Raw genomic sequence first — 25,814 nt, 5'->3', positions numbered from 1 at the left:
TTTTTTGATCAAAACTCTATCAAAATATAAAGAATTCGTTATTTTTCTTTGCTTTGTAAAGAATATTCTTACGGTATCTTGATATTGATGAATTTTTATTTATTGGTATATTTAAATTATTGATATTTATACAATTAAATATAAATTTATCTAAACTCATAATCCATTGGTCCCGTGTTCGAGTCACGGTGGGCCCACCATATAAAACAACCACTTAGGGGTACTAATCCTAAGTGGTTTTTTAATGTCTAATATCCATGTAACATTATTATTTTAATCGTTAATTTTTATAAAAAAGCAAACTGAGCGTAGATATGTCGAATACTTCAAATCGTGATCAGCACATCGTTACCAATCAACTCGATCAAACCATTATATGGTTGATGCAACATCAGGATATTTTTGATTCATTGAGTTTCGACGTCCTTACGCAGCAACTCACTGTAAAACATGCAGCAGGGGAAGATTTGATTCGTGAAGGTATGTATCTCACTGCTCAATATGGCATTTTAGTGACATCGTAAAAAACCCTCTTTCTTCAGAGGGTTTAAATAATATGAGACTTTGTTGTTATGCACTCATGGCATCGATAGCCATTTCTCGAACGGAAACTTTTGGTTTTTCAGCAACTAATCCTAATTTTGCAAAAAGCTGTTGATCTCTGCCTTCGCCCGCATTTGGGGTGGTGAGTAATTTATCGCCAGAGAATAAAGAATTTGCGCCAGCCATAAATGCCAGTGCCTGATCAGAATCGCTTAATGACTCACGTCCCGCAGAAAGGCGAATATAACTTTGTGGCATGATAATACGGGCAACGGCAATCGTACGAATCCATTCAGTCACTTCCAGCTTTTCAACATCAGCCAGTGGTGTTCCTTCAATCGGAACTAACATATTAATCGGCACAGATTCAGGGTGAATGGGTAAAGTTGCAAGCTCATACAATAATCCAATACGATCTTGCTTATCCTCACCTAAACCAACAATACCGCCACTACAGACTTTCATGCCCGCATTACGCACATGATCCAGAGTATTTAAACGGTCATCAAAGGTACGGGTGCTAATGATATTGCTATAATATTCGCGTGAAGTATCCAGATTGTGATTATAGTAATCTAGACCTGCATCATATAGGCGTTCAGCTTGTGATTGGTTGAGCATTCCAAGCGTCATGCAGGTTTCCATGCCAAGTGCTTTGACTTCACGTACCATTTCCAGTACATAAGGCATATCGCGTTCATGGGGATTGCGCCAAGCAGCACCCATACAAAAACGTGACGAACCTGATTCTTTGGCAGCTTTTGCTTCAGAAATAACTTTTTCAACGGCAATTCTTTTTTCTGCTTCTAATTTTGAATCGTAGCGTGCCGATTGCGAACAATATTTGCAATCTTCGGGGCATTTGCCTGTTTTGATGGATAATAGGGTACTGACCTGAATCGTATTGGCAGAAAAATATTGACGGTGCACTTGTTGCGCCTGAAAAACCAGATCTAAAAATGGCTGATCATAAAGTGCTTGGATTTCATTACGAGTCCAATCATTACGTAAGGTCATTGTCATAATCCATGATGATTGCATTTACTAGCAACTTATCATACAGAATTCATGCCAAAGCTATAGGGCAAAAAACATCATTTTTACTGACTTGCGCGTTGCTTTAATAATTGTTGTTCAATTGCCCAGTCAATATGCACATTCACGATGTCATCATGCTTTGATTTGGCTTGTATAAGTTGCTCAACAATTAACTCAGAATAGAGTGCATTACCCAATCCAATGGCAATATTACGTTTAAAAGATTGATAGCCTGTGCGACGAATCGGACTGCCTTCGGTGTTATTTAAAAATGTAGCTTCATCCCAGTTCCAGATTTCTATCAATGAAATATTGTCCAGTCCATGTCGGGGATCAAAATCAGGAATGGAGGCTGTTTTTGCAAAACTGTTCCACGGACAAATGAGCTGACAATCATCACAGCCAAAAATGCGATTGCCAATCCCACTGCGCAATTCTTCAGGAATAATTCCTTTATATTCAATGGTTAGATAAGCGATACACTTACGTGCATCCAGCATATAAGGTTCAACAATCGCTTGAGTCGGACAGATATCAATACAAGCACTGCAAGAACCACAATGTGCTGTAGCAGGTTCATCAAAAGGCAAATCGAGTGAGGTAAATAATTCACCTAACACAAAAAAAGAACCTGATTTCTTGTGAATAAGCAGGGTATGTTTACCTGTCCAACCCATTCCTGCGCTTTCAGCCAGTGACTTTTCGAAGATCGGTGCAGAGTCTGCAAAAGGACGTGATTCAAATTCCCCAACTTTTTCCTTAATTTTTGAGGCAAGAGTTTTTAAACGTCCCCGCATGATTTTATGATAATCGCGTCCTCGTGCATAACGCGCGATAATGGCTGAGTTGGGTTCATCTGGTACATAGCGCGGTTTTGGTGTTTCCACCAGATAGTTCATGCGCACACAAATGATGCTTTTTGTTCCTGGAACGAGCAATTTTGGATCTGCACGTTTTTCCAAATTTTCCTCTAAATAGTGCATATCTGCATGGTAGCCACGTTTTAAATACTCCTCAAAACGCGGCATTTGTGCTTGAGCATCTGGTTTGGCAATGACACAATCAGCAAAACCCAGTGCCAAAGCCTGTTGTTTGATCCATTGTTTAAGCGCAATGGCATCATGTTGAAGAACAGGAATAGAAGCTGCTGAAGAAATAGATGACATATGCCAAGAATAATGAGGAAGAAGAACAATGCGAAGCACAGTTTACCATAGCCCTGTTTATAATCGTGAAAGTATTCAAGCATGGGAAAAGCGTTGGTTTGCACAGCACAATTCTTCTTTAGGTCTCATGCAGCAAGTGGCATGGACGATTGTTGAACGATTGGATTTATATATTATACAAAATAGCCCAAGTATTAAAAAAATTGCAGTCTGGTGCGGTTCTGGAAACAATGCAGGGGACGGTTACTATACTGCTGTTTATTTGTCTCAAAAAGGCTATGAGGTTCAAATATTTGCAGCACCAACAGGTGATTCTTCAGATTTACAGCAAGCGATTCTTTACGCGCAGCTTCATAAAATACAGATTGAGCCAAATTTTGCAGTTCCCGATCAATTTGACTGCCATATTGATGCGTTATTTGGAATCGGTTTAAATCGTAAGCTAGATCAAAACTGGCAAGATATTCTTCAACATTTTAATCACTTATCTGGTTTAAAAGTTGCCATCGATGTGCCGAGTGGATTACATGCTAATACGGGTCAGACCTTACCAGTCGCAATCAAAGCCGATATTACTTTTACGGCTTTGGCAATAAAAGTAGGACTGGTGACAGGTCAAGCCAAAGAATATGTCGGGCAACTTGACATCATTTCTCTGATTCCAAATGATGAGAAACTACAGCCAGTCGCGTATCTTACATCTTCACATATTTATTTACCCAAACGTCAGGCTTTTGGTCATAAGGGAAGCTATGGACATGTGTTAGTGGTGGGCGGCCATGCCAATATGGGCGGAGCTGTGATCATGGCGGCAGAGGCGGCTTTTCATGCAGGTGCCGGCAAAGTCACTGTAATTTGTGATGCATCCCATCATTCAGCCATATTGTCACGTGCTCCAAATATTATGGTGCAAGATATTGATCAACTTGATCAGGAAAAAATTGAAGCATTACTTCGTCAGATTGATGCGGTTAGTTTTGGAATGGGCTTGGGGCGAGATGATAAGTCAGCGCAGATTTTTAAGCGGTGGTTTGAAATCTTAAAAAGCCAAACTCAGCTTGAAATTGTATTGGATGCAGATGCGCTTTGGTTTTTGGCAGAAGAAAGAAATACTGATTTGCATGAAAATATCTACTTAACACCACATTCGGCTGAAGCAGCACGATTACTGAATACGACTGTTCAAAAAGTTGAACAAGATCGAGTGGCGGCAATTGATCAACTGCAAGAAAAGTATCAAGGCAATTGGGTATTGAAAGGCTCAGGCAGTTTGATTTTGGAAAATAATACGTTATTTGTCTGCTCCACTGGTAATGCAGGGATGGGGACAGGCGGGATGGGTGATGTATTGGCAGGCATGATTGCAAGTCTAAAAGCGCAGTTCCATGCAGATATTGCACTTTCAGACATTGTGACATTACATGGAAAGGCTGGTGATTTGTTGGCTGAAAAGGGTCAAAGAGGAATTCAGGCACAGCACATGTCAGAGGCAATTTATCAGGTTGTGAATGTTTAATTGAACTTAGCGCCTTCTACTGTTATACCGACTACGTCCACGTGCCATGCCACCCAGAGCATTTAAAACTGCCATTTTGCTCATGCTTCCAGATACATGGGCGTGGCAAATGGCAGCGGCCAGCGCATCGGCAGCATCGGCTTGAGGTTTGATCGTTAAGCTTAAAATCCGCATGACCATCATCTGGACTTGCTCTTTATCTGCTGCACCATAACCGACTACAGATTGTTTAATTTGTCGTGCGGTATATTCAGCGACTTGTAAATCCAGATTCACCAAAGCCGCAATGGCTGCACCACGGGCTTGACCTAATTTAAGAGCAGAATCAGGATTTTGTGCCATAAACACCTGCTCGACTGCGGCTTCGGTAGGTCCATGAAATTTTACAATCCTTTCAACACCAGCAAAAATCCGTTTTAAGCGTTCAGGTATGTCCTGACTTTCCGTGCGTATGGTTCCAGCATCAATAAAACGTAACTGAGCGCCATCTTTTTCAATGATGCCATAACCTGTAAGGCGTGAACCCGGATCAATTCCTATAATTAATGGCATAACAGACTTTAAAAATAAAAGATTGCCCATATTGTTACATAACAGCATTAAAAAATCTTGATTCAGTTGAGATCAGTGTTTAATACTGCTGCAAACATTTATTTTTGAGATAGATACGTTTTACATGAATTTATTATTGATAGTTGTTTTTGGCGCGATTCTCGAAATTGCTGTATGGATTGGTATTGCCCAATTTGTGAGCGGTTGGTATGTTTTTTTCTGGTTTATTATCGCGTTCTTTATCGGGCTAAACATGTTGCGTTCCAGTACGTCTGGGATTATGCCACAGTTGCAGCAAATGCAAATGACAGGACAACTTGGAACAGATCCCGCAGTGAGCAAAAAACTTGCCATGGCAATGGCTGGTTTTCTGCTGATGTTACCGGGGATTATCTCTGATATTTTAGCTGTTTTGATTTTGATTCCTGCTGTACAAAAAGCTTTCCAAAATGCCTTAATGAAAACTATGGCAAAACGCCAACAAGCCATGATGGATAAAATGATGGGCGGCATGATGGGAAGTGCTGGTGGTCAAGCAGGACAAAATCCTTTTGCTGATATGATGCGTCAAATGCAGGATATGCAAAATCAGCAGTCAGGCGGTCAGTATCGTGATTCAAGCATAATCGATGGGGAAGCGCGTGAAGTCACACCAGAAGTGAAGAAAATCGAACACAAAGACAAAGATTAAAATAAGTTTGATGTGAAACGATTATATGCAAAAGCCGAATCATGTGATTCGGCTTTTTTGTGGCTTAAATACTGATCCTAAACTGCTGCCCTGAAAAGTGATAGTGTGGTTTTGCGATAAGCTGCTCCACGATGCCAGTCTGGTAAATGAGCATTATTTTGAAATAACTTTTCTCTTAATGTACCTTCACTGTACTGCATTGGATAAACTCCGCGTTTTTGCAATTCTGGTACGATAAAATCAACCACGTCCTGAAAACTTTGATGCGCTAAAATATAGGCCAGATTAAAACCATCAACATCGGTATCTTCAACCCATTGCTGTAATTCATCAGCTACAGTTTGAGCAGAACCAACTAAAACAGGGCCATTCCCGCCAACACCAATCCAATTGGCAATTTCTTCTATGGTCCAGATACGGTTTGGATCTGCATTGACATAGGAATCAAGCAGTGATTGAATTGCATCTGTCTGGATATATTCAACTTTATCTTTAGATTGATACTGAGAAAAATCAACACCCGACCAGCCAGACAACAAAGTTAAAGCACCATCGTAGCTTGCATAGGACTGATATTCTCTAAATTTGTGTTGAGCTTTCTCATCAGTTTCATCGGTGACAATCGAAAGTAGCGCATAAATTTTTGCTGAATAAGGATCACGACCATTTTCAACCAATTTGTGGCGAATACTTTGAACAATACTTTTAGTCGCTACTTTGGATGGCGCAGCTATGAAAATACATTCTGCATTTTGACTGGCAAATGTCTGTCCGCGTCCTGAAGCTCCTGCTTGATATAAAACGGGTGTACGTTGAGGCGAGGGTTCACATATATGAATACCAGGAACCTCAAAATATTTGCCTTTATGCTTTATTGGATGCACTTTTTTAAAATCTGCAAAGACTCCCGATTTTTTATCTGCAACAACGGCATCATTTTCCCAAGAGCCTTCCCAAAGTTTGTATAAGACTTCCAGATATTCATCTGCAATATCATATCGTTCATCATGACTGACTTGATTGGATAGACCTAAATTTTTAGAGCCACTTGCCAGATATGAAGTCACGATATTCCAGCCGACACGTCCTTTGCTTAAATGATCCAGCGTACTCATCCGTCGTGCAAAAGGATAGGGATGTTCAAATGAAATAGAGGTTGTCACGCCAAATCCCAAATGTTTTGTCACAGCAGCCATCGCAGGTACGATTTGGAGGGGATCGTTGACAGGAACTTGCACCGCACCTGTCAAAGCATGTTCTGCACTTTGCTGATAAACATCATAAATGCCGAGTACATCCGCCAGAAAGACACCATCAAAAATGCCTTTTTCTAGGATTTTTGCCAAATCTATCCAATATTCAAGATCTTTATATTCACGAGAACGATCTTGTGGGTGACGCCATAAACCGGGTGATTGATAGGCGATACAATTCATTTCAAAAGCATTAAATCGTATTTGTTTTGACATGACTTAACTCTATTTTTCATGATTCATGATGAGCTTAAGTCAAAATGTGCAGACGCTTTATATCGATTCATTCAAAGCTTTTATGATTATTTTTTTAATAAAAAATATGATGTATTAAGATATAAAAGATCTATTCATCTGTGTCTGGATTTTTCTGCGTTTCAGATGGCGTGTCAATTGTGGATTCAACATGGCTTGACTCGGCTTTTACACTAGGCTGATATTTATTTGAAGCCAGAGTGGTTTTTTCGTTTTCGGATTCTTTATATTTCCGACTACGATTAGCCCGTTCACGAAAACCACCTTTATTAATCAATTGGGTCATAATGATCAACTTCTGAGGGATTATTAATAAATTTTAACAATTTTTTTGTGGATAATTCTATTTTTTATGTAATCTTATAAGTGGTATTTTATGTATATTGTTGATAATTAATAAATTTATTATTTTTGAGTTTCGTTGAAATCCTGTTCTGTTTCACATAGTATAAAAATATAAGGCCTAAAATGATTTAGCTGTCAATAGAAAAACAAGTTTAGAGGTCTTCGGGAGGGTTTAATTATGCTATACCAATATAACTGTGCATGTTGTAACAAGGTCGTTGCATCGACAGATAAAGAATGTCCGTATTGTGGTTCACAACACATTCGCAGCCCATACGGGTGGTGGATTTTTTGTATTATGGGGTGTTTCGCTGTTGTAATGGTATTTAAATCAGTGCAGTTTTATATTCAGACACATGAAACTGATACGCCAGAACAAAAGTCGATACTGGATGTTTTAAATTCTAATGATAAAAAAACCAATTAACAGTCCAGTATTTAGGGGGCTATACTAATTTTTTTAGATTAACTATTTCGATCGGTTCTCATAAAAACAAGCCCGCAAATGCGGGCTTGTTTAAAATATAGAGCGTGGCTTTATAGACCAGCAGCATCCTTAAGAACGTCAACTTTATCTGTCTTTTCCCAAGTAAATGCATGATCCGTGCCTTCACGGCCAAAGTGACCATAAGCAGCAGTTTGCTTATACATCGGTTGTAACAAATTCAACATACGTGTAATACCAAATGGACGCAGATCAAAATGTTCACGTACTAAAGCAATAATCAGCTCATCATCGACTTTTGCAGTATTAAAGGTATTGATTGAAATTGAAGTAGGTTCCGCAACACCAATAGCATAACTTACCTGAATTTCACACTTATCTGCTAAGCCTGCTGCAACGATATTCTTTGCCACGTAACGACCTGCATAAGCAGCAGAGCGGTCAACTTTTGATGGATCTTTACCAGAGAACGCACCGCCACCATGACGTGCCATACCGCCGTAAGTATCCACAATAATTTTACGGCCTGTAAGTCCACAATCCCCAACTGGACCGCCAATCACAAACATACCTGTAGGATTAATATGGAATTTGGTACCTGCATGGAACATGTCTGCTGGAATCACAGGTTTGACAATTTCTTCAATCACAGCTTCTTTAAGCTGAGTTTGAGAAATTTCAGGATCATGTTGAGTCGAAAGAACCACTGCATCCAGACGTACAGGTCGACCATTTTCATAAGCAAAAGTCACCTGACTTTTTGCATCTGGACGTAACCATGGCAACACACCTGAACGACGTAATTCAGCCTGACGTTCCATTAAACGATGCGCATAGGAAATAGGCGCTGGCATAAGTACATCAGTTTCACGGCTGGCATAGCCAAACATTAAACCTTGATCACCAGCACCCTGATCTTCAGGCTTTTGACGATCTACACCTTGCGCAATTTCAGGAGACTGTTTACCAATCATATTGATTACAGCACAGGTTGAACCGTCAAAGCCAAGATCAGAATGATGGTAGCCAATGCCATTCACGGTTTGACGTACAATGGCTTCGAAATCTACATTGGCTGTTGTAGTGATTTCACCAGCAAGAACCACAGCGCCTGTTTTTACTAATGTTTCACAAGCAACCCGTGCGTATGGGTCTTCTCTTAAGATCGCATCCAGAATCGCATCACTAATTTGGTCAGCCATTTTATCTGGATGGCCTTCGCTTACAGATTCCGAAGTAAAAACAGCATACTCGCGCATGAAAGTCCTATCACAGTAATTTTTAAAGACATAATATGTTACATCGACTTGCCCTTTAGGACTAGCTTAACCTGACTAAATTGCGTGAATTAATTTCATTTTTGCCTTGTTTTATCTGATATGTGTATGAGTAAAACTTATATAGGCTATATAAAATGATCAGTTGCGATTGATTCTGGACAGTGCTTTAAAATTTAGTTTCTGATTTTTAAGATAGTTTCTGATTTTTAAGATAGTTTCTGTTTTGATTCAAAAAAATTATCAATTTACTCGTTGTTTCTAGCTTCGAAGACGAAGAGTTTACTATTTTTTAACGAATAGACTTCTTTCGTATGTCTCTTTTATTTCTCGCTATGAGAGGAAAATAAAGAGGGCTTATACAATGATGAAAGAAGTCTAATTACTCATCTAAGCTTTTAGTTGAATGTGATTCATTCTTTTTTTGAATAGTTGATTAAAATTCTTTTTTTAAAGGTGCATGATTTTCTTGAAAGTTAATACGGAAAATGAACGATTTTTAATCAACTTGATAGGGTTTTAAATAAATTTAACTAATTGATTTTATTTTATTTATACTTGAATTTGGTGGATTTAAAAATAATCTATTTCGTATGCGTTTAAAAAATACAAAAATGAAAACCTGTGTATCGCTACAAGATTCACCACAATTCAATCAAAACCACCATTTAAAAGTATGGAAAATCACGACATAGGCTTTACCCGTGCCTGTTTTTTTAAGACAATATAGCCTGTTTTTGAATCTCGATTCATGCACATCTTTTATATTCTATCGATTTATTTGGACGCTGACCTATGACGACCCCTTTAAACGAACGTCGTATTGCAAACGCAATTCGTGTATTGGCTATGGATGCTGTACAACAGGCAAACTCAGGCCATCCTGGTGCGCCAATGGGTATGGCAGACATTGCAGACGTCGTTTGGCGCGAGTTTTTAAACCATAATCCAGCCAATCCTCAATGGGCGAACCGCGACCGTTTTGTATTGTCAAATGGTCATGGTTCAATGTTGCAATATGCATTGCTACATTTAACGGGCTATGATGTTTCAATTGAAGATATCAAGCAATTTCGTCAATTACATTCTAAAACGCCAGGCCATCCAGAATTAGGTTATGCACCAGGTATTGAAACTACAACAGGTCCTTTAGGTCAGGGGATTGCCAATGCTGTAGGTTTTGCCTTAGCTGAAAAAACGCTTGCTGCACAATTTAACAAAGCTGATTTAACCGTAGTTGATCATTTTACTTATTGTTTCCTTGGTGATGGTTGCTTAATGGAAGGTGTTTCCCATGAAGCATGTTCACTGGCAGGAACTTTGGGGTTAGGTAAGTTGATTGCTTACTATGATGACAACGGTATTTCGATTGATGGTGAAGTAGAAGGCTGGTTCAGTGATGATACAGAACAACGCTTCAAATCTTATGGCTGGCAAGTGTTACGTGTTGATGGTCATGATGCAGATGCGATTCGCCAAGCAACGATTGAAGCGCAAGCTGAAACGTCTAAACCAACCATTATTATCTGCAAAACAATTATTGGTTTAGGTTCTCCAAATAAACAAGGTAAAGAAGATAGTCATGGTGCGCCACTCGGTGCAGATGAAATCAAGCTTACTCGTGAAGTGTTAGGTTGGGAAGATGAAGCTTTCGTCATTCCAGCTGACATTTATGAGCATTGGGATGCCAAAGCCAAAGGTCAACAAGTTGAATCAGCTTGGGATAAAGTTTTTGCAGCGTATCAAGAAAAATATCCAACTGAAGCAGCTGAACTTTTGCGCCGTATTTCTGGCGATTTACCTGCTGATTTTGCGGCTCAAGCAGATGCCTTTATTGCACAAACCAATGCCAAAGCTGAAACTATTGCAACTCGTAAAGCCAGCCAAAATACTTTACAGGCATTTGGGCCGTTATTACCTGAATTATTGGGCGGTTCTGCTGACCTTGCAGGTTCAAACCTGACGTTGTGGAAAGGTTGTGTGGGTGTTCAGGACAATCCAGCAGGGAACTATGTACATTATGGTGTACGTGAATTTGGTATGACTGCGATTGCTAATGGTGTTGCCTTGCATGGTGGATTCATCCCTTATGTTGCAACGTTCTTGATGTTTATGGAATATGCACGTAATGCAGTGCGTATGTCTGCACTGATGAAGCAACGTGTGATCCATGTCTATACCCATGACTCGATTGGTTTGGGTGAAGATGGTCCAACTCATCAACCTGTAGAACAGATTGCTTCATTGCGTTCTACTCCAAATCTAAATACATGGCGTCCTGCGGATACCGTTGAAACGGCAATTGCATGGAAATCTGCTTTAGAGCGTAAAGATGGACCATCTGCATTGATCTTGTCCCGTCAAAATCTGGCATTCCAAACCCGTACTGATGAGCAAATCCAAAATGCTGCAAAAGGTGGCTATGTATTGGCTCAGGAAAAAGGTGAACTTAAAGCGATTATTATTGCAACAGGTTCAGAAGTTGAACTGGCAATGAATGCTTATGCTCAACTTGAGGGTGTACGTGTAGTTTCAATGCCATGTGCAGAAGAATTTATGAAGCAAGATGCGGCTTACCGTGAAGCTGTACTTCCTTCTAACATCCGTGCTCGTGTGGCTGTAGAAGCAGCACATGTGGATTATTGGTGGAAATTTGTCGGTTTAGATGGCAAAGTGATTGGCATGACCACTTATGGTGAATCTGCGCCAGCTAAAGATCTATTTAAATTCTTTGGTATTACAACCGAAACTGTAGTCGAAGCTGTGCAGTCTTTAACGGCCTAAAATAAACTTTAGCGAAACTTAAAGTTTGTAATCCCAGTCAATCAAAAGCTTGGCTGGGATTTTTTTTGATTCAATGTTTCTATGATATATTTTTGAATAGTGTGATTTTAATTGGAGATCGGCATGAAATTTTCATTTGTGGATTTAAATGGACACACGGTTACAGGTGACTGCGAGTTTATAGATCATCCTGCGCAGTCTATCTCTCATGCCTTAGCCGCAGATATTAAAAACTCGACTGCACTTGATGGCGTGTTAGGAGAATTTAGTTTTTATCAAAAAAGTCATACGAAAAATGAGAGTGAAGTATCCAGATTTGCTGTTGATAACGAAAATAATGTCTTTCATAGTGATAAACTGCCTGATTTCGTTCAAATCGGAAGTCATTGGAAAAGTGATAACTCGTGATCAAGAAAAGCATGATTAAGAAAAGCTAGGTTAAGAGAATTATTGAAATTTTTTGTCTTTTAACCTGAGCTGTCTCAGCAACCGTTGAGCTTGATCTCAGTATTGCTGAGCACCGATAAAACTTGTCTATTCAGATAAGTGCATCAATGCAAAATCAAAAAGTCATTTCAGTCTCAATTGAAATATTTGAAGTCAACAATTTATGTACAGGACAACTTTCAGCAACTTTTAATAAACGTTTGTGCTGATCTTCAGTAAAGTTTCCTGTCAGTTTAATGTTACGTTCAATTTGATTAGAGTCAGAAGAAACGCTTTCTCCTTGAGGATTTAAAATCAAATCGACTTGTACATGTTCAAGTTGTATTTGTTTATGGTCTGCATACATTTGCAAAGTCACGGTCGTGCATGCACCTAAGGCAGAAAGAAGCAGCAAAATAGGATTAGGTGCAGAATTTTGTCCACCTTTTTCTTCAGGTTCATCGACGTACCAGACATGTCCAGAGGGATCGGTCAGCGTTACTCGATAAGGTGTTTTGGTGCTTTGAGCTTGCGCAGTGTATGACATGTAATAACCTAAGTTGATCAATAAAGTAGTATCTTTAGCATAAATCATATCGAGCTTGTTGTTATTTTGTATGTTGACAAGCAGACTTAAAAGCATTTGTTTAATTTTATCTAAATAATATAGTATTTAATTCAGTAATATTTAAATATATAAGCTTTATTTCAGATTGATATGATGATTTGTTAAGATAAACTAACTAAATCAAGATTGTTGCATGCTTGCAACAATTCGTCTTATAAATAACAGTGTATTAAAATCAGCAATGTATAAACTAATAACAATCCACTCAGTAGGAAATAATCATGCGTTTAAAAACATTATCACTTGGCTTGGCGGTTGCAGTTGCGAGTACATTAACTTTAGCTGCGCCAGTAGATTATAAAATTGATCCGACTCACACTGCGACTGTATTTTCATGGAACCACTTTGGTTTTTCTACACCAAGTGCCAACTTTAGCGACATTCAAGGTGTGATTAAAGTTGACAATGCAAAACCTGCAAACTCTTCTGTAGAAGTGACAATTCCCGTCAGTAGCGTTAATACAAACGTAACTGCGTTGGATAAAGAGTTTCAAGAAGAAGGCTGGTTTAATGCAGCTAAATATCCAAACATCACTTTTAAAAGTACTAAAGTTGAAACCAAAGATAAAAAACATTTCAAAATTACAGGTAACTTAACTGTTAAAGGGATTACTAAACCTGTCGTATTGGATGCTGTGTTAAATAAACAAGGCGAACATCCAATGGCAAAAGTCCCTGCAATTGGTTTCAATGCAACCACTTCATTTAATCGTTCTGAATTTGGTATCGGAAACTATGTGCCGAATGTTGGTGATAAAATTACTGTAAACATTACGACTGAAGCAGAAGCTGCCAAGAAATAAAAGTTTACAGTTTGAGCAAACCCATCATGAATAAAAACACATGATGGGTTTTTTATTGTGTAGCATAATAATCAATTCTAAAAAAATGAAAACCAATTAAACATCAATAAAAGGAAACAATATGTTCGGTCAATGTTTGTGTGGATCGGTGCAATTTGAGACAAATATTCATCCAGAGCAAATCACGGTTTGTCATTGTTCCATGTGTCGAAAATGGGGAGGTGGGCCATCTTTGACTCTGGAAGTGACAGATCATTTGAAAGTGACGGGTGAAAAATTAATTGGAAAATATGCATCATCAGAATGGGCTGCGCGTTATTTCTGTAAAGAATGTGGCACCAATTTATATTACAAACTCAATGAGCGGGAATACTACAGCTTAAATGCACAATTGTTTGAGTTACCTGAACAGGCAAAAATTCATCTGGAAATTTATGCAGATCATAAACCTGCATATTATCCATTTTTATCTTCAGCCAAACAGATGACTGAACAAGATGTGATTGAGTTATTTTCTTCGGAAAATTAAAAAGGAGGCCAAAAAGACCTTCTTTTAGCTTAATAGTTGATTTTGTTTTAAAAATTGTTTAATCACATGATATGCCGCATGTTCAAGGTGTTGAGCATGCAGTGAATTTTCCTCACGTAACTGAGGAATTGAAAACTTACCCTGACGCAATTCACATGTATGACCAATCAGCCAACGTTCGAACATATCTTCAGCCACTTCGATATGAAACTGTAAAGCCAGTACATGCTGATCGATTGAAAATGCCTGATGTGGATAAAGGGGAGAGCTAGCAAGAAGAGTAGCATGTTCTGGTAAATCAAAGGTATCCCCATGCCAGTGTAAAACTGAGACACCTTCAAGCGGTTCTAAAATATTATGCTCAATCGGTTTAATTTCAAGTTCACCCCAACCAATTTCTTTTTGGTGACCTGCATATACTTTGGCATCCAAGGCTCTTGCAATGAGCTGTGCACCCAGGCAAATCCCTAAAGTTGGTTTTTTACTGGCAAGTCGTTGTTGAAGTAAGCGAATTTCATCCGTTAAAAAAGGGTAGTCTTCTTCCTCATAAACGCCAATTGGCCCGCCCAAAATCACGGTAAGACCTTCATAATTTAGCGCTGGAGTTAAATCATCGACACCTGCCTCGAAATAGCGAATACGAAAACCTAACTGATAAAAAATATCTTCCAGCGAACCCAAGTCTTCAAAAGCAAGGTGCTGAATAGCGTAAATCGTTTTGGAAAAAGTATGATGCGTCATAAGGATCTAAACAGCGTGTGAGTATTGTTTTACATTAAGCCAAATCATGTAAAAAGAAAACAGTACAATCAGCAGCGCTTAAAAGAAAATACGGCTAGATTTAGGTTCGATGAAGAATAAAACGGCAATTCGAGTTCTTTTGAAAATAAAGAGGTGACTCAATCACCTTTATACTTAAATAGACTTCTTTCACAAGTCCCTTTTATTTATCCTTCTTATGGGAAAAATAAAGAGGGATTAAACAATAATGAAAGAAGTCTAATGTCTAAAAATTGGTTTTAGAAAAAGCCCATCGGTTTGGTTGAATAACTGACCAATAAGTTTTTAGTTTGTTGATAATGATCCAGCATCATTTTGTGGTTTTCACGACCAATACCTGATTGTTTATAGCCACCAAATGCGGCATGTGCAGGATAAATGTGATAACAGTTGGTCCAAACGCGACCCGCTTCAATTGCACGACCTGCACGATAAGAGGTATGCGCAGAACGAGACCAAACGCCCGCACCTAAACCATAAACCGTATCATTGGCAATGCGCATCGCATCGTCAAAATCTTTAAATGTCGTGACCGACAAGACAGGTCCGAAAATTTCTTCCTGAAAAATTTTCATACTATTATTGCCTTTGAAAATAGTCGGTTCAATATAAAAACCACCATCCACATCATGACGTGCATCACCACCTGTAAGCAGTTGCGCACCTTCATTTCGACCGCTATCGATACAACCAATAATTTTGTCAAACTGTTGTTTGGATGCTTGCGCACCAATCATAGTATCTGTATCTAAAGGATGACCTGTTTTGATTTTTTTAACACGTTCAACTGCCATTTCAAGGAAACGATCTGCAATGCTTTCCTGAACCAATGCACGAGAAGGACAAGTACAAACCTCACCCTGATTCAGAGCAAACATGGCAAAACCTTCTAGGGTTTTTTCAAGGAAGTCATCATCTTTATCTAAAATATCTTCAAAGAAAATATTCGGTGATTTGCCACCAAGCTCAAGTGTGACTGGAATGATATTCTCAGTCGCATATTGCATAATTTGTTGCCCGACTTTGGTTGAACCCGTAAAGGCAATCTTTGCAATACGTGGATTGGTCGCCAATGGACGACCAACTTCTACACCATAACCATTGACAATATTGAGTACACCCGCTGGTAAAAGGTCTTGAATCAGTTCAACCAGTACCAAAATACTAACAGGCGTTTGTTCAGCAGGTTTTAGTACGATACAGTTGCCAGCAGCTAAAGCAGGTGCAATTTTCCACGCGGCCATTAAAATGGGGAAATTCCACGGAATGATTTGACCTACGACACCTAAAGGTTCATGAAAATGGTAGGCGATGGTATCTTCATCAATCTCTGAAATGCCGCCTTCCTGAGCGCGGATACAGCCTGCAAAATAACGGAAATGATCAATCGCCAATGGAATATCCGCTGCCAGTGTTTCACGTACAGGCTTGCCGTTGTCCCATGTTTCAGCAACCGCTAACATTTCTAGATTTGCTTCAAGACGATCAGCAATTTTTAACAATAAATTTGAACGCGTCGTAGGTGAAGCTTTGTTCCATTGTGCTTTAGCTTTGTGGGCTGCATCCAATGCTAACTCGATATCTTCCACGCTTGAGCGCGGAATTTTTGTAAATACTTTGCCATCGACAGGAGAGATATTTTCAAAGTATTCTCCTTTTACAGGGGCAACCCATTGCCCACCAATAAAGTTTTCATATTGAGATTTAAATTGAACCTTAGAACCAGGTTGATTAGGATCGATGTAACGCATATAAATATTCCTTTGCTTATCATTGATATACATATCAAATTTGAAGCTTATACAGCTTTGGTATAAGGTACTTTTGTACACTATGCAGTTAGCATATAAAAACGAAGGTTGGAGAAAGGTTGGAGACCATGACAATTTTCAGGGAATATACAAATGGTTACAAAACAAAAGCTCAGGGAACAGCGCCACACGGTTGAGACACTTCGTCAACAAAGCATTCTCAAGACAGGACAAACAAGTCAAGTCAATGAAAGTATTGCCAGCTCTTGGCAACGCTCGGTATCTGCTGCAATTCCTAAAGAGCGATCTGCTGCGCCGTTATTGTCCTTAGCCCAAAAACAGCCGTCTGCACTGGATATTGCCTTGCAATATTGTGGCAATGATCTGAAACATGTGGCTGAACAATCATCCATGGTGATTGCAGTAGGGGATGTCGGTAGTACCATTATCTGGACAGCTGCGAGTCAACAGATGCGTAGCGCGGCTGAACGAGTGCATTTTGTAGAAGGTGGCCAATGGGGCGAGGAAATGGTGGGAACCAATGCATTAGCCTTATCCATCAAAACTCGTCAATCTAGTTGTGTATTTTCCAATGAACATTATATGCAGTCGGTACAAGATTGGGTCTGTTATGCTGCCCCGATTATTGATCCACATTCGAGGCAATTACTGGGAGTGATCGACTTATCCACCACATGGACGAATCATAATTCTTTAGGCATTTTAGCTGCTGAACGTTGTGCCTCAATCATTCAAACAGCTTTACAGGAACAACAGCGCCAACAATTGTATATACGGGCATTTTCTATTCCACAAGTGCTATTTAATGGAAAAAATCTGGTACTAACACCACGCCAGATTGAGATTTTGAGTATTTTGGCGCTATGTCCGCAAGGTCTAAATCTGGAAACGCTACATCAGGCGCTATATGGTGAACGTAAAGTCAGTATGGGAACGCTAAAAGCTGAAATGTCGCAGTTACGCGATGTGCTTGGGGGAATGCTTGGTTCACGTCCTTATCGCTTATTGGCACATGTTGAAGCTGATTTTTTACAGGCTGAAAATGCATTGGATTCAGGTTATGTATCGTCGGCATTACAGTTGTATACGGGGGTTTTTCTGGCAAAAACCGAGAGTCCATTCCTATGCGCGTGGCGAGATTGTCTGGAATCACGTTTAAGTGATGCGATTTTCAAAGCCAAAGAAACTGATATGTTACTGAAACACGTGGCGCGTTTCCCTGAAGCGATTGATGCGGTCGAGCGATTAATCGAACTATTGCCGACTGATCATCCTGCCCACCAATCATTAATTAAATATCAGCAGGCAGAACAATAGATTTTAAGGCATTTTGATTTCTAACCAATCAAATAATTGCTGATAAACCTGACTGCGAACTGGCTCAGCAGATAGTACTAAATCATGCAGACCATGATGAATGGTTTGGGTGGTTACGTCACCCTTAATTTTTCTAGCATACTTTTCGATATCTTTTACGCCCAAAATTACATCGCTTTGTGTCGCTTTTTTACTCCATCTTCTTGGATTTTTGGTTTGATTCGAATGCATGACCAGTGCAGGAATTGTAAGTTTAACGCCATGGTGAATTTCTTTTTGTGCAACATGAATAGCACGAATAAAACTTAACTGGACTTTCTTCATATTAGGCAGTTTCCAGTTTAAATCAAATGACCATTCACCGTAGTAATCTCGATGCAAACTAGGCACATACCATTTATTTAAACCGCTCGGAAATTTTGCTTGAGGTAGGTAACGACCAATTTGACTTAATAAAGGTACGCCTAGCGCTTTTTTTAGCGAATTCATATTAAAGTCATAAAATGGGCTATTGGCCCAGAGTGCCTTGATCAGAGGATGATCAGGATGATGTGCAGCATATAGTGTCGCAGTGAGTCCACCCGTAGAATGTCCTGCTAATAATATCTGGCGATGATTTTCCTCGCCAATAATATTAAGGGCTTCAGTAATCTCGGCATTGTATTCATTCAGATCGAGTACGTTATATAAAATCTGGTGAGGAAGATGAGAGCGACCATATTTTCTCAAATCCAGCGCATAAAAATCATAACCATGTTGATTAAATTGTTCAGCCATTTCGGTCTGAAAAAAATAATCGATGAAGCCATGAATGTATAAAACGGCTTTGGAAGTGGGTATTGCTGCTTTTTTTCTGACTAATGTCGCAATGACTTTACCTTCGTAATCATCAGGAAAGTTTAAAGTCAGTTGTTGGTAGCCTTCACCTAGAATATCTGGAGTGTATTGATTCATATTTTTATTCATTTGTGTTTTAAATCATGTTTTCATCCTTGTATGAAATGTTGGTTTTGTCAATTGAAGTAAAGAAAAAAAGAGGGAATATCTTGGAGAAATACTCCCTCAATTGAGCAAGCTGGTTGGAGAGAGAAGCTTGCTCTAAGGACAAAAGTTGGAGACTGTGAAATGATCTTGAATAATTCAAGTCATTAAAGTGCTGCTTTAAAAATCTCTACCACCTGTGCATGAGTTGCCTTGCGTGGGTTGGTCAGCATACAGGCATCCTTTTGTGCATTTTCAGCCATAACCGCCAAATCTTCGGTTTTCACACCTAATTCGGTCAGTCCAGATGGAATTCCGATCGATTGGGACAACTCTCGAATCGCATTGATCGCTGCGCGTGCGGCTTGATTTTGAGTTAAGCCTTGTGTTTGGACGCCCATCAGTTCCGCAATGCGTGCATATCGGTCTGGACAAGCGATTAGGTTAAACTCACAGACATGTGGCAATAGCACCGCATTACAAACCCCGTGCGGTAAGTTATAGAAACCGCCTAATTGATGTGCCATCGCATGTACATAGCCGAGTGAAGCATTGTTAAATGCCATGCCAGCCAGATATTGCGCGTAACTCATGGCATCACGTGCTTCCAGATTTTCACCATTGGCAACCGCAGGGCTGAGCCATTCACTGATCATGGAAATCGCTTTTTCTGCGCAGGCATCAGTAAGGGGATTGGCTGCGATTGAGACATACGCTTCAACGGCATGGGTTAACGCATCCATACCTGTTGCGGCAGTTAAACTGGCTGGCTTGGCGACCATCAGTTTGGGATCATCAATCGCAATAAGAGGTGTGCAGCGCCAGTCAACAATGGCCATTTTGACATGGGTATCGGTATTGGTAATGATACAAAAACGTGTCATTTCCGAGGCAGTACCCGCTGTGGTATTCACCGCAATCAATGGAGTCATTGGCACTTTACTTTTATCGATGCCTTCATAGTCACGAATGTGTCCGCCATCTGCGGTTACGAGCCCAATTCCTTTAGCGCAATCGTGTGATGAACCACCACCAAGCGAGACAATAAAATCACATTGATTGTCGTTATAGGCATCAACACCATGATGTACGTTTTTGTCGGTTGGGTTAGGTTCTGCACCTGGGAAAATATGACTATCTACCCCTGCATCTTTTAAGTATGTAGCAATCGTGTCTGCTACCCCAAACTTGAACAGACCTGCATCAGTGACAATCAGCGCTTTTTTTGCACCTAAATTTTGTGCTTTGGTTCCAATTTCTTTGGCACAACCTGGGCCAAAAAGGGAAACACATGGGATATAAAAACCATTTGTTTGGTCAGCAATATTTTTTAAAGCCATGGAGCGATTCCTTCTTCCATTAGTCCATTTGTTTTTACAGGTGATCTTCACCGTGAAGCTAGTATTCTGATTTGACTATTTTTTTCCTACCTACCAAAAACCTACCAATAAAAATATTGTTGTATCTATTTGATATTTATTTAGTTTAATATTTTGAGTCGCTTTCGGATTTCACTTTTGCATGAAAGTCGTTAAGCTATGGGCTGTTTTATGGAAATGATCAGGTTATGAAGCAAGAAACTGCACTGAAGTTATTAAAAGCGGGTGAAAATGTGTTTTTAACAGGTTCGGCTGGTGCAGGAAAAACATATACCCTGAATCAATACATTAATTACTTAAAAGCACGTAAAGTGCCTGTTGCAGTGACTGCATCTACTGGAATTGCAGCAACGCATATGAATGGGATGACCATTCATACTTGGGCCGGGATTGGCATTAAAGATTATTTATCTGATGATGATCTCAAACGCATGAAAGAGCGCAAATATTTAAAAGAACATCTTGAAAATGCACAAGTTTTAATTATTGATGAAATTTCAATGCTGCATGCCAAACAGCTTAATCTGGTCAATCAAGTCCTGAAATATTTTAAAGAAAGTGATGAGGCTTTCGGTGGGATCCAAGTCATTGTAGCGGGTGATTTTTTCCAGTTACCGCCTGTAGGAAAAAACGACGAACGTAATCGTGACAAGTTCTGTTTTATGTCGGATGCATGGGTTGAGGCTAAATTTCGGGTCTGCTATTTGACCGAACAGCATCGCCAGGATGATGAAATTTTGAATCAAATTTTAAATGCCATACGTGCACAGGATATTCAGCAACAACATACGCAGGCTTTACTACAATCACGTCAGCAAGATATCGGTGATACATTTACCCGTCTTTATACGCATAATATGGATGTCGATAATATTAATTTTCAACATCTTAATGAAATTGAAAATGAAGAACATCAGTTCAATGCTGTGCTAGATGGCAACGAGAAAATGTTGGAAACCTTAAAGTCTTCTGTACGCGCACCTGAAGAATTAATGTTGAAAAAACATGCCAAGGTCATGTTTGTAAAAAATAACTTTGATATGGGCTATATCAATGGCAGCTTGGGCGAAGTTATTGGTTTTGAAGAAGATGATGAACACGGCATTTTGCCCAAAGTAAAATTAACCGATGGCACGACTTTGCTTGTTGAACCTGAAACATGGTCAATTGAAAATGAAGCCGGAAAAAGTATTGCCAGTTTTCAGCAGATTCCACTGCGTTTGGCATGGGCGATTACTATTCATAAAAGTCAGGGCATGACCCTTGAAGCCGCAGAAATTAATCTGTCGCATACCTTTGAAAAAGGACAGGGCTATGTGGCTTTGTCGCGACTTAAATCCTTAACAGGTTTGCGTTTATTAGGTTTTAATGATCAGGCATTGGAACTGGATACATTGGCTCTAAAAGCTGATAAACGTTTTCAGGAATTATCTCAGGATGCAGAAGAGCATTTTCTTGATGCCGATTTAAGTGATCAACATAAAGCATTTATTCGTCACTGCGGTGGTACGCTCAATGAAACTGAGATTCAAAGAAATGAGAAAAAACTGGCCAAAGGTGAAAAGCAAAACTATGGTTCAGCGACACTGGATGAAACCCGTGCTTTATTTGAAGAAGGCTATGATATTCAGGATATTGCAACGGAACGTGGTTTAACACCTGCGACCATTATTAACCATCTGGCACGTCTACAAAAAGAACAAGGACTCGATATTTCTGTTGCACATCCGGGAGATGAAGTGGTTGAACAAATCAGAAAACTCTATAAACGTGTGCAAAAAAGCAAACGCCCAGAAAATTTTAATGATGACGGTTCTATCAAACTTAGACCGATTGTGGAATTAACCAGTCCACGTATGGGCTATGATCAGGTACGGTTAGCACTCTTATTTATTGAATAGGACGATTTGATTATGCCCCACGTGATTGTTGATTATTCTGCAAATCTGAAAGATTTTGAACCTAGACCATTATTATTGCAAATCAACACTGCACTGGTGGAAACAGGTTATTGCGAAGCACTTGATATTAAATCCAGAGCGCACATGGATGATGTTTTTGTAATTGGGCTTGGGGCTGAACAGCAAGCTTATGTGCATGTTAAAGTTTATCTTTTGTCTGGACGTGATCAACAGCAAAAGCAGGGAATTGGGAAGAACGTTCTGAAAGTATTACTTTCTTATTCTGCCTTACAGCAGCAAGATTTTCCTGTGCAAAGCTGTGTAGAATTAATTGAAATGCCGAAACAGGATTATTTTAAACACGTGATTAAATCGCAATTTTGATCAGGATCGGCGCGTTTAATCCTTTCATAATGCTTCTGTCAAATGAACAAGTATTGAAGCTATGATGGCGTATGATCTGAAACTAAAACGTGTCTGTGATTATATTCAACAACATTTGGATGAACCACTAAATCTACAGCGATTAAGCGAAATTGCAGGATTATCACGCTTTCATTTTCATCGTATTTTTTACGCACATTTAGGTATCAATGTGATGAAATATACGCAGATGTTGCGCTTAAAACGCGCATCATTTCAACTGGTATTTAATCACGAACTCAAAATTATTGATATTGCTTTCAATTCAGGATTTGACAGTCCTGAAGCATTTACGAGAGCGTTTAAACGTTCATTTGACCAGACTCCGAGTGCTTTTAGAACTGAGCCTAACTGGCAAAACTGGCATACGAAGTTTGTGTATTTCACCCCTAAAAGTGAGTTAGACATGAACGTAAATATCATTGAGCGACCGCTAGAGAAAATAGCTTATATTTCGCATCTTGGTTCGCCTGAAAAAGTATTTGAAACTGCGGCCAAGTTTATTGAATGGCGTAAAAGAACAGGACTATCTCCAGTCAGAAAATCTGCAACCTATGGCATACCTTTTTCTGATCCAGAACAGACGCCAGAACAGGAATTTCGCTTTGATATTGCGGGTTCAATCGATAAACCTTTTGCTCAAAAAGACGATGGAATCAAAATAGGTGAAATTCCAGCAGGGCGTTATGCCATGATTCGGCATTTAGGTAGTCACGATCAGATTCGCGAAAGCGTGTATTTTCTATTTAGAAACTGGTTACCTGAACAACAGGAACAAGCTGGCGATTATCCAGTTTTTTTTCATTATCACAATTTTGTACATGAAGTGAATGAAGCAGATTTAGTCACAGATATTTATCTGCTGTTAAAATAAATCATGGAAAGAGACGATGATTTTCGTCTCTTTTTTAGAATAAGTGCTGATTAATCATCCGAAATCAGTTCGATACAGGCATATTGCTCAATTAAATTGGCATCCATCATATGAATATAATCCATAAACATGGTATTAAAACTGCCCACCGTTTGAGCCTGATCATAAGCAAGCTTACCTGCAATCGCGAAATGAACATGGGCCGCAATGGTGGCTAAATGAATGGGTGCAACCGCAGAATATGCTGCAATCAATGCACCTAAAGCACAGCCTGTCGCGGTAATTTTGGGCTGTAGATGACTACCGCCACGAATTTTGACAATACAGGTCATGGCAGTCGACAAGATGTAATCGGTTTCCCCAGATATGGCAATACAACTGGCTTTACTCAGCAAGCCTTGTGCAAGTTGGAACATATCATCACTTTTTAAGGTGCTGTCTACGCCTTTGCTTTGAGATAAACTTCCTGCAAGTGCGCTGATCTCTGATGCATTGCCACGAATTAGAGAGGGATGATATTGCAGTAATTCATCGACCGTATCACTTCGCCATTTCAAAACAGCGCCATAACCAACTGGATCTAATACCCACGGAATTTGATTTTCATGGGCAGTTTTTGCTGAAATCCTGATGGCTTGCATCTGTTCAGTGGTTGGCGTACCTAAGTTAATGCTGAGTGCACCACTGATTTTGGTAAATGCTTCCGCTTCAAATGGGTTATCAATCATGGCAGGAGATGCACCTGCGGCGAGCAGAACGTTGGCTGCATAATTTGCTGCAACACTGTTGGTGATACATTGAACTAGTGGTGTTTGCTGTTGTAATTTTTCCCACGCTTCAATGACATAGTCGATAATATTGGATGAGTTATACATATTTTCCCCCTTAAAACTTATAAAAATTATTGCGTAAAATAATGATCCTGATGTTTGCAATGTCGACAAATCAAAGACACATAATCGGCAGCATCATAATCCACTTCTAAATCATGAGAACCACAATACATACAACGTTTGATCGAATAAAAATTAAGTCGAGGTTCAATCTTTCGCCATGCGCGCCAGATCGGTTGAATGAGAATACGCTCATCATAAGATAGAAAATGGAACAAAAAAATTTGACTCATTTTACTTAGAGGTAAATTCATTGGGCGTGGTAGCGTAGATGTTTCCCATTTTTCATTGAGTGAACGCTCACGATATTGCTCCAAGGTCTTTTTTAAAATATTAGTATTAATAAAGTTTTCATTACGTGGCTGTAAGGCTTTTTTATTATATAAATAATCCAAAGCAGTTTGAATAAGATAATAAACTTGACCTACAGCCAAGCTATCGAGCAAACGATAACAAAATTGCTGAAAGCTCCGATTACCTGCAATTTGTATGCCCCATGTACGGCAGTACATTTGCATAAATTGAATAATTTCCTGATAAAGCACTAAAAATAAAACATCTTTCACTTCATCTGAAGTTTTGTAGGGAATGCCTAGGCTTAAGTTTTCGTAAAACCAATAACGTAATTGTTGGGCGATACTAAATAAACTGGGTTCGTTGTAGCCATCCAAACGGACTCTTAAATAATAGATGTGCTGATCATCCTGAAGGTTTTTGGGAGCCAAAATACCCAATTTAATCAACTCTTTGAGCAAGCCATATTGAAATAAATAATTGGGGCTAATGTATTCATATTTGACTCGATCCCAGTAAATATATTCATCATGTGGCAGATTGTCCTGAATTCGATCATCGAGTAGGGCTAAAAGATAAAGCTTATGTAATAAACTTAAGTCTTCCAGATTATAGATGATGTCATCTTTAATTTTATTTTTGCGCTGTTCTTGTTGCAGAGTGTCTTGCATCATTTTTTTGCGTTGTTTGGTGCAAGTTGCACAATGACAGACCATTTTTGCATCAGCAAAGACTTGGTGCTGACAATGGCTGCATTCATGAAATAGAACCTCCTGATCAAATTGATCAGCTTCCACAAAGTACATTGCTGCCTGACATAAAGGGCAAAGTGTACTTTCATCAAGCTGTTTTTTCAGAATATTCAAAATCATGCGAAAATTATACGTGAGTAAAAAGAAGATTATAGCTTGCTCTGAGCCGAATGGTCAGGGGAAACTGGAATAATTGA

At 39.3% G+C, this 25,814-nt stretch carries 25 protein-coding genes; 12 read left to right on the top strand and 13 right to left on the bottom strand.

Features of this window, described 5'->3' with window-relative positions; all coding sequences use genetic code 11:
- Positions 1-314 precede the first annotated feature (314 nt).
- On the top strand, positions 315-524 hold the full coding sequence (locus F944_RS08125) for a hypothetical protein (RefSeq protein ID WP_004989206.1): 210 nt from the start codon (positions 315-317) through the stop codon (positions 522-524).
- Positions 525-570: 46 nt separating this feature from the next.
- Here F944_RS08125 and bioB read toward each other — a convergent pair whose 3' ends face one another.
- Together bioB and queG are read right to left on the bottom strand one after the other, a co-directional pair.
- Positions 571-1,560 (bottom strand): biotin synthase BioB, encoded by a 990-nt coding sequence (gene bioB / locus F944_RS08120; protein ID WP_004989203.1) that lies wholly within the window; start codon positions 1,558-1,560, stop codon positions 571-573.
- A gap of 83 nt (positions 1,561-1,643) precedes the next feature.
- Positions 1,644-2,747 (bottom strand): tRNA epoxyqueuosine(34) reductase QueG, encoded by a 1,104-nt coding sequence (queG, locus tag F944_RS08115; RefSeq protein WP_004989202.1) that lies wholly within the window; start codon positions 2,745-2,747, stop codon positions 1,644-1,646.
- Positions 2,748-2,775: 28 nt separating this feature from the next.
- Here queG and F944_RS08110 point away from each other — a divergent pair, with 28 nt between their 5' ends.
- A complete protein-coding gene (locus tag F944_RS08110) occupies positions 2,776-4,263 on the top strand; it encodes a bifunctional ADP-dependent NAD(P)H-hydrate dehydratase/NAD(P)H-hydrate epimerase (RefSeq protein ID WP_004989199.1) in 1,488 nt (495 codons plus the stop codon).
- 6 nt (positions 4,264-4,269) lie between these two features.
- Here the strand turns inward: F944_RS08110 and ruvC are convergent, their stop codons facing one another.
- On the bottom strand, positions 4,270-4,815 hold the full coding sequence (gene ruvC / locus F944_RS08105) for a crossover junction endodeoxyribonuclease RuvC (RefSeq protein ID WP_026039905.1): 546 nt from the start codon (positions 4,813-4,815) through the stop codon (positions 4,270-4,272).
- A gap of 124 nt (positions 4,816-4,939) precedes the next feature.
- Here ruvC and F944_RS08100 point away from each other — a divergent pair, with 124 nt between their 5' ends.
- A complete protein-coding gene (locus tag F944_RS08100; RefSeq protein WP_004989196.1) occupies positions 4,940-5,506 on the top strand; it encodes an FxsA family protein in 567 nt (188 codons plus the stop codon).
- Between the two features lie 77 nt (positions 5,507-5,583).
- Here the strand turns inward: F944_RS08100 and F944_RS08095 are convergent, their stop codons facing one another.
- The gene (locus tag F944_RS08095; RefSeq protein ID WP_004989193.1) at positions 5,584-6,975 is read right to left on the bottom strand and encodes an LLM class flavin-dependent oxidoreductase; all 1,392 of its coding nucleotides are present in this window, start codon (positions 6,973-6,975) and stop codon (positions 5,584-5,586) included.
- Between the two features lie 130 nt (positions 6,976-7,105).
- Positions 7,106-7,300, bottom strand: coding sequence for a hypothetical protein (locus F944_RS08090; protein ID WP_004989190.1), 195 nt, complete (start codon positions 7,298-7,300; stop codon positions 7,106-7,108).
- 237 nt (positions 7,301-7,537) lie between these two features.
- Between F944_RS08090 and F944_RS08085 the strand changes: the two genes are divergently transcribed.
- Entirely contained in the window at positions 7,538-7,786 is a 249-nt protein-coding gene (locus F944_RS08085; RefSeq protein ID WP_004989188.1) for a hypothetical protein, read from the top strand.
- Positions 7,787-7,896: 110 nt separating this feature from the next.
- Here F944_RS08085 and metK read toward each other — a convergent pair whose 3' ends face one another.
- A complete protein-coding gene (metK, locus tag F944_RS08080; protein WP_004989187.1) occupies positions 7,897-9,063 on the bottom strand; it encodes a methionine adenosyltransferase in 1,167 nt (388 codons plus the stop codon).
- 813 nt (positions 9,064-9,876) lie between these two features.
- On the opposite strand from metK, the gene tkt reads away from it, so the two are divergent.
- Together tkt and F944_RS08070 are read left to right on the top strand one after the other, a co-directional pair.
- Entirely contained in the window at positions 9,877-11,865 is a 1,989-nt protein-coding gene (tkt, locus tag F944_RS08075; RefSeq protein WP_004989186.1) for a transketolase, read from the top strand.
- A gap of 123 nt (positions 11,866-11,988) precedes the next feature.
- Complete coding sequence (locus F944_RS08070) at positions 11,989-12,273, top strand: hypothetical protein (RefSeq protein WP_004989184.1); 285 nt, start codon at positions 11,989-11,991, stop codon at positions 12,271-12,273.
- A gap of 154 nt (positions 12,274-12,427) precedes the next feature.
- On the opposite strand, the gene F944_RS08065 is transcribed toward F944_RS08070, so the two are convergent.
- Complete coding sequence (locus F944_RS08065) at positions 12,428-12,838, bottom strand: OsmC family protein (protein ID WP_010588699.1); 411 nt, start codon at positions 12,836-12,838, stop codon at positions 12,428-12,430.
- Between the two features lie 302 nt (positions 12,839-13,140).
- Here F944_RS08065 and F944_RS08060 point away from each other — a divergent pair, with 302 nt between their 5' ends.
- Entirely contained in the window at positions 13,141-13,722 is a 582-nt protein-coding gene (locus F944_RS08060) for a YceI family protein (protein WP_004989182.1), read from the top strand.
- Between the two features lie 121 nt (positions 13,723-13,843).
- The gene (locus F944_RS08055; RefSeq protein ID WP_004989180.1) at positions 13,844-14,251 is read left to right on the top strand and encodes a GFA family protein; all 408 of its coding nucleotides are present in this window, start codon (positions 13,844-13,846) and stop codon (positions 14,249-14,251) included.
- A gap of 24 nt (positions 14,252-14,275) precedes the next feature.
- On the opposite strand, the gene F944_RS08050 is transcribed toward F944_RS08055, so the two are convergent.
- Together F944_RS08050 and exaC are read right to left on the bottom strand one after the other, a co-directional pair.
- The gene (locus tag F944_RS08050; RefSeq protein WP_004989178.1) at positions 14,276-14,992 is read right to left on the bottom strand and encodes a glutamine amidotransferase; all 717 of its coding nucleotides are present in this window, start codon (positions 14,990-14,992) and stop codon (positions 14,276-14,278) included.
- 278 nt (positions 14,993-15,270) lie between these two features.
- A complete protein-coding gene (gene exaC, locus F944_RS08045) occupies positions 15,271-16,782 on the bottom strand; it encodes an acetaldehyde dehydrogenase ExaC (RefSeq protein ID WP_004989176.1) in 1,512 nt (503 codons plus the stop codon).
- Positions 16,783-16,935: 153 nt separating this feature from the next.
- Here exaC and F944_RS08040 point away from each other — a divergent pair, with 153 nt between their 5' ends.
- Complete coding sequence (locus F944_RS08040; RefSeq protein ID WP_004989172.1) at positions 16,936-18,120, top strand: helix-turn-helix domain-containing protein; 1,185 nt, start codon at positions 16,936-16,938, stop codon at positions 18,118-18,120.
- Positions 18,121-18,123: 3 nt separating this feature from the next.
- Here F944_RS08040 and F944_RS08035 read toward each other — a convergent pair whose 3' ends face one another.
- Both F944_RS08035 and mdh read right to left on the bottom strand, forming a co-directional pair.
- Entirely contained in the window at positions 18,124-19,086 is a 963-nt protein-coding gene (locus F944_RS08035; protein WP_004989169.1) for an alpha/beta hydrolase, read from the bottom strand.
- A 182-nt stretch (positions 19,087-19,268) separates the two neighbouring features.
- On the bottom strand, positions 19,269-20,441 hold the full coding sequence (gene mdh / locus F944_RS08030) for an iron-dependent methanol dehydrogenase (RefSeq protein ID WP_004989167.1): 1,173 nt from the start codon (positions 20,439-20,441) through the stop codon (positions 19,269-19,271).
- Positions 20,442-20,668: 227 nt separating this feature from the next.
- Here mdh and F944_RS08025 point away from each other — a divergent pair, with 227 nt between their 5' ends.
- The 3 genes from F944_RS08025 (at position 20,669) to F944_RS08015 (ending at position 23,678) form a co-directional block, all read left to right on the top strand.
- Complete coding sequence (locus F944_RS08025; RefSeq protein WP_004989164.1) at positions 20,669-22,381, top strand: AAA family ATPase; 1,713 nt, start codon at positions 20,669-20,671, stop codon at positions 22,379-22,381.
- 12 nt (positions 22,382-22,393) lie between these two features.
- On the top strand, positions 22,394-22,765 hold the full coding sequence (locus tag F944_RS08020; RefSeq protein ID WP_004989162.1) for a 5-carboxymethyl-2-hydroxymuconate Delta-isomerase: 372 nt from the start codon (positions 22,394-22,396) through the stop codon (positions 22,763-22,765).
- Positions 22,766-22,826: 61 nt separating this feature from the next.
- Complete coding sequence (locus F944_RS08015) at positions 22,827-23,678, top strand: AraC family transcriptional regulator (RefSeq protein ID WP_004989160.1); 852 nt, start codon at positions 22,827-22,829, stop codon at positions 23,676-23,678.
- 50 nt (positions 23,679-23,728) lie between these two features.
- Here the strand turns inward: F944_RS08015 and thiM are convergent, their stop codons facing one another.
- Together thiM and F944_RS08005 are read right to left on the bottom strand one after the other, a co-directional pair.
- On the bottom strand, positions 23,729-24,553 hold the full coding sequence (gene thiM, locus F944_RS08010) for a hydroxyethylthiazole kinase (protein ID WP_004989158.1): 825 nt from the start codon (positions 24,551-24,553) through the stop codon (positions 23,729-23,731).
- A gap of 26 nt (positions 24,554-24,579) precedes the next feature.
- The gene (locus F944_RS08005; RefSeq protein ID WP_004989156.1) at positions 24,580-25,737 is read right to left on the bottom strand and encodes a hypothetical protein; all 1,158 of its coding nucleotides are present in this window, start codon (positions 25,735-25,737) and stop codon (positions 24,580-24,582) included.
- Between the last annotated feature and the right edge of the window lie 77 nt (positions 25,738-25,814).

Origin of the sequence: Acinetobacter ursingii DSM 16037 = CIP 107286 (assembly GCF_000368825.1) — a bacterium.
Classification (GTDB): domain Bacteria; phylum Pseudomonadota; class Gammaproteobacteria; order Pseudomonadales; family Moraxellaceae; genus Acinetobacter; species Acinetobacter ursingii.
Note: the sequence above shows the minus strand (reverse complement) of the source record. Positions and strands in the feature narration are given on the sequence as shown.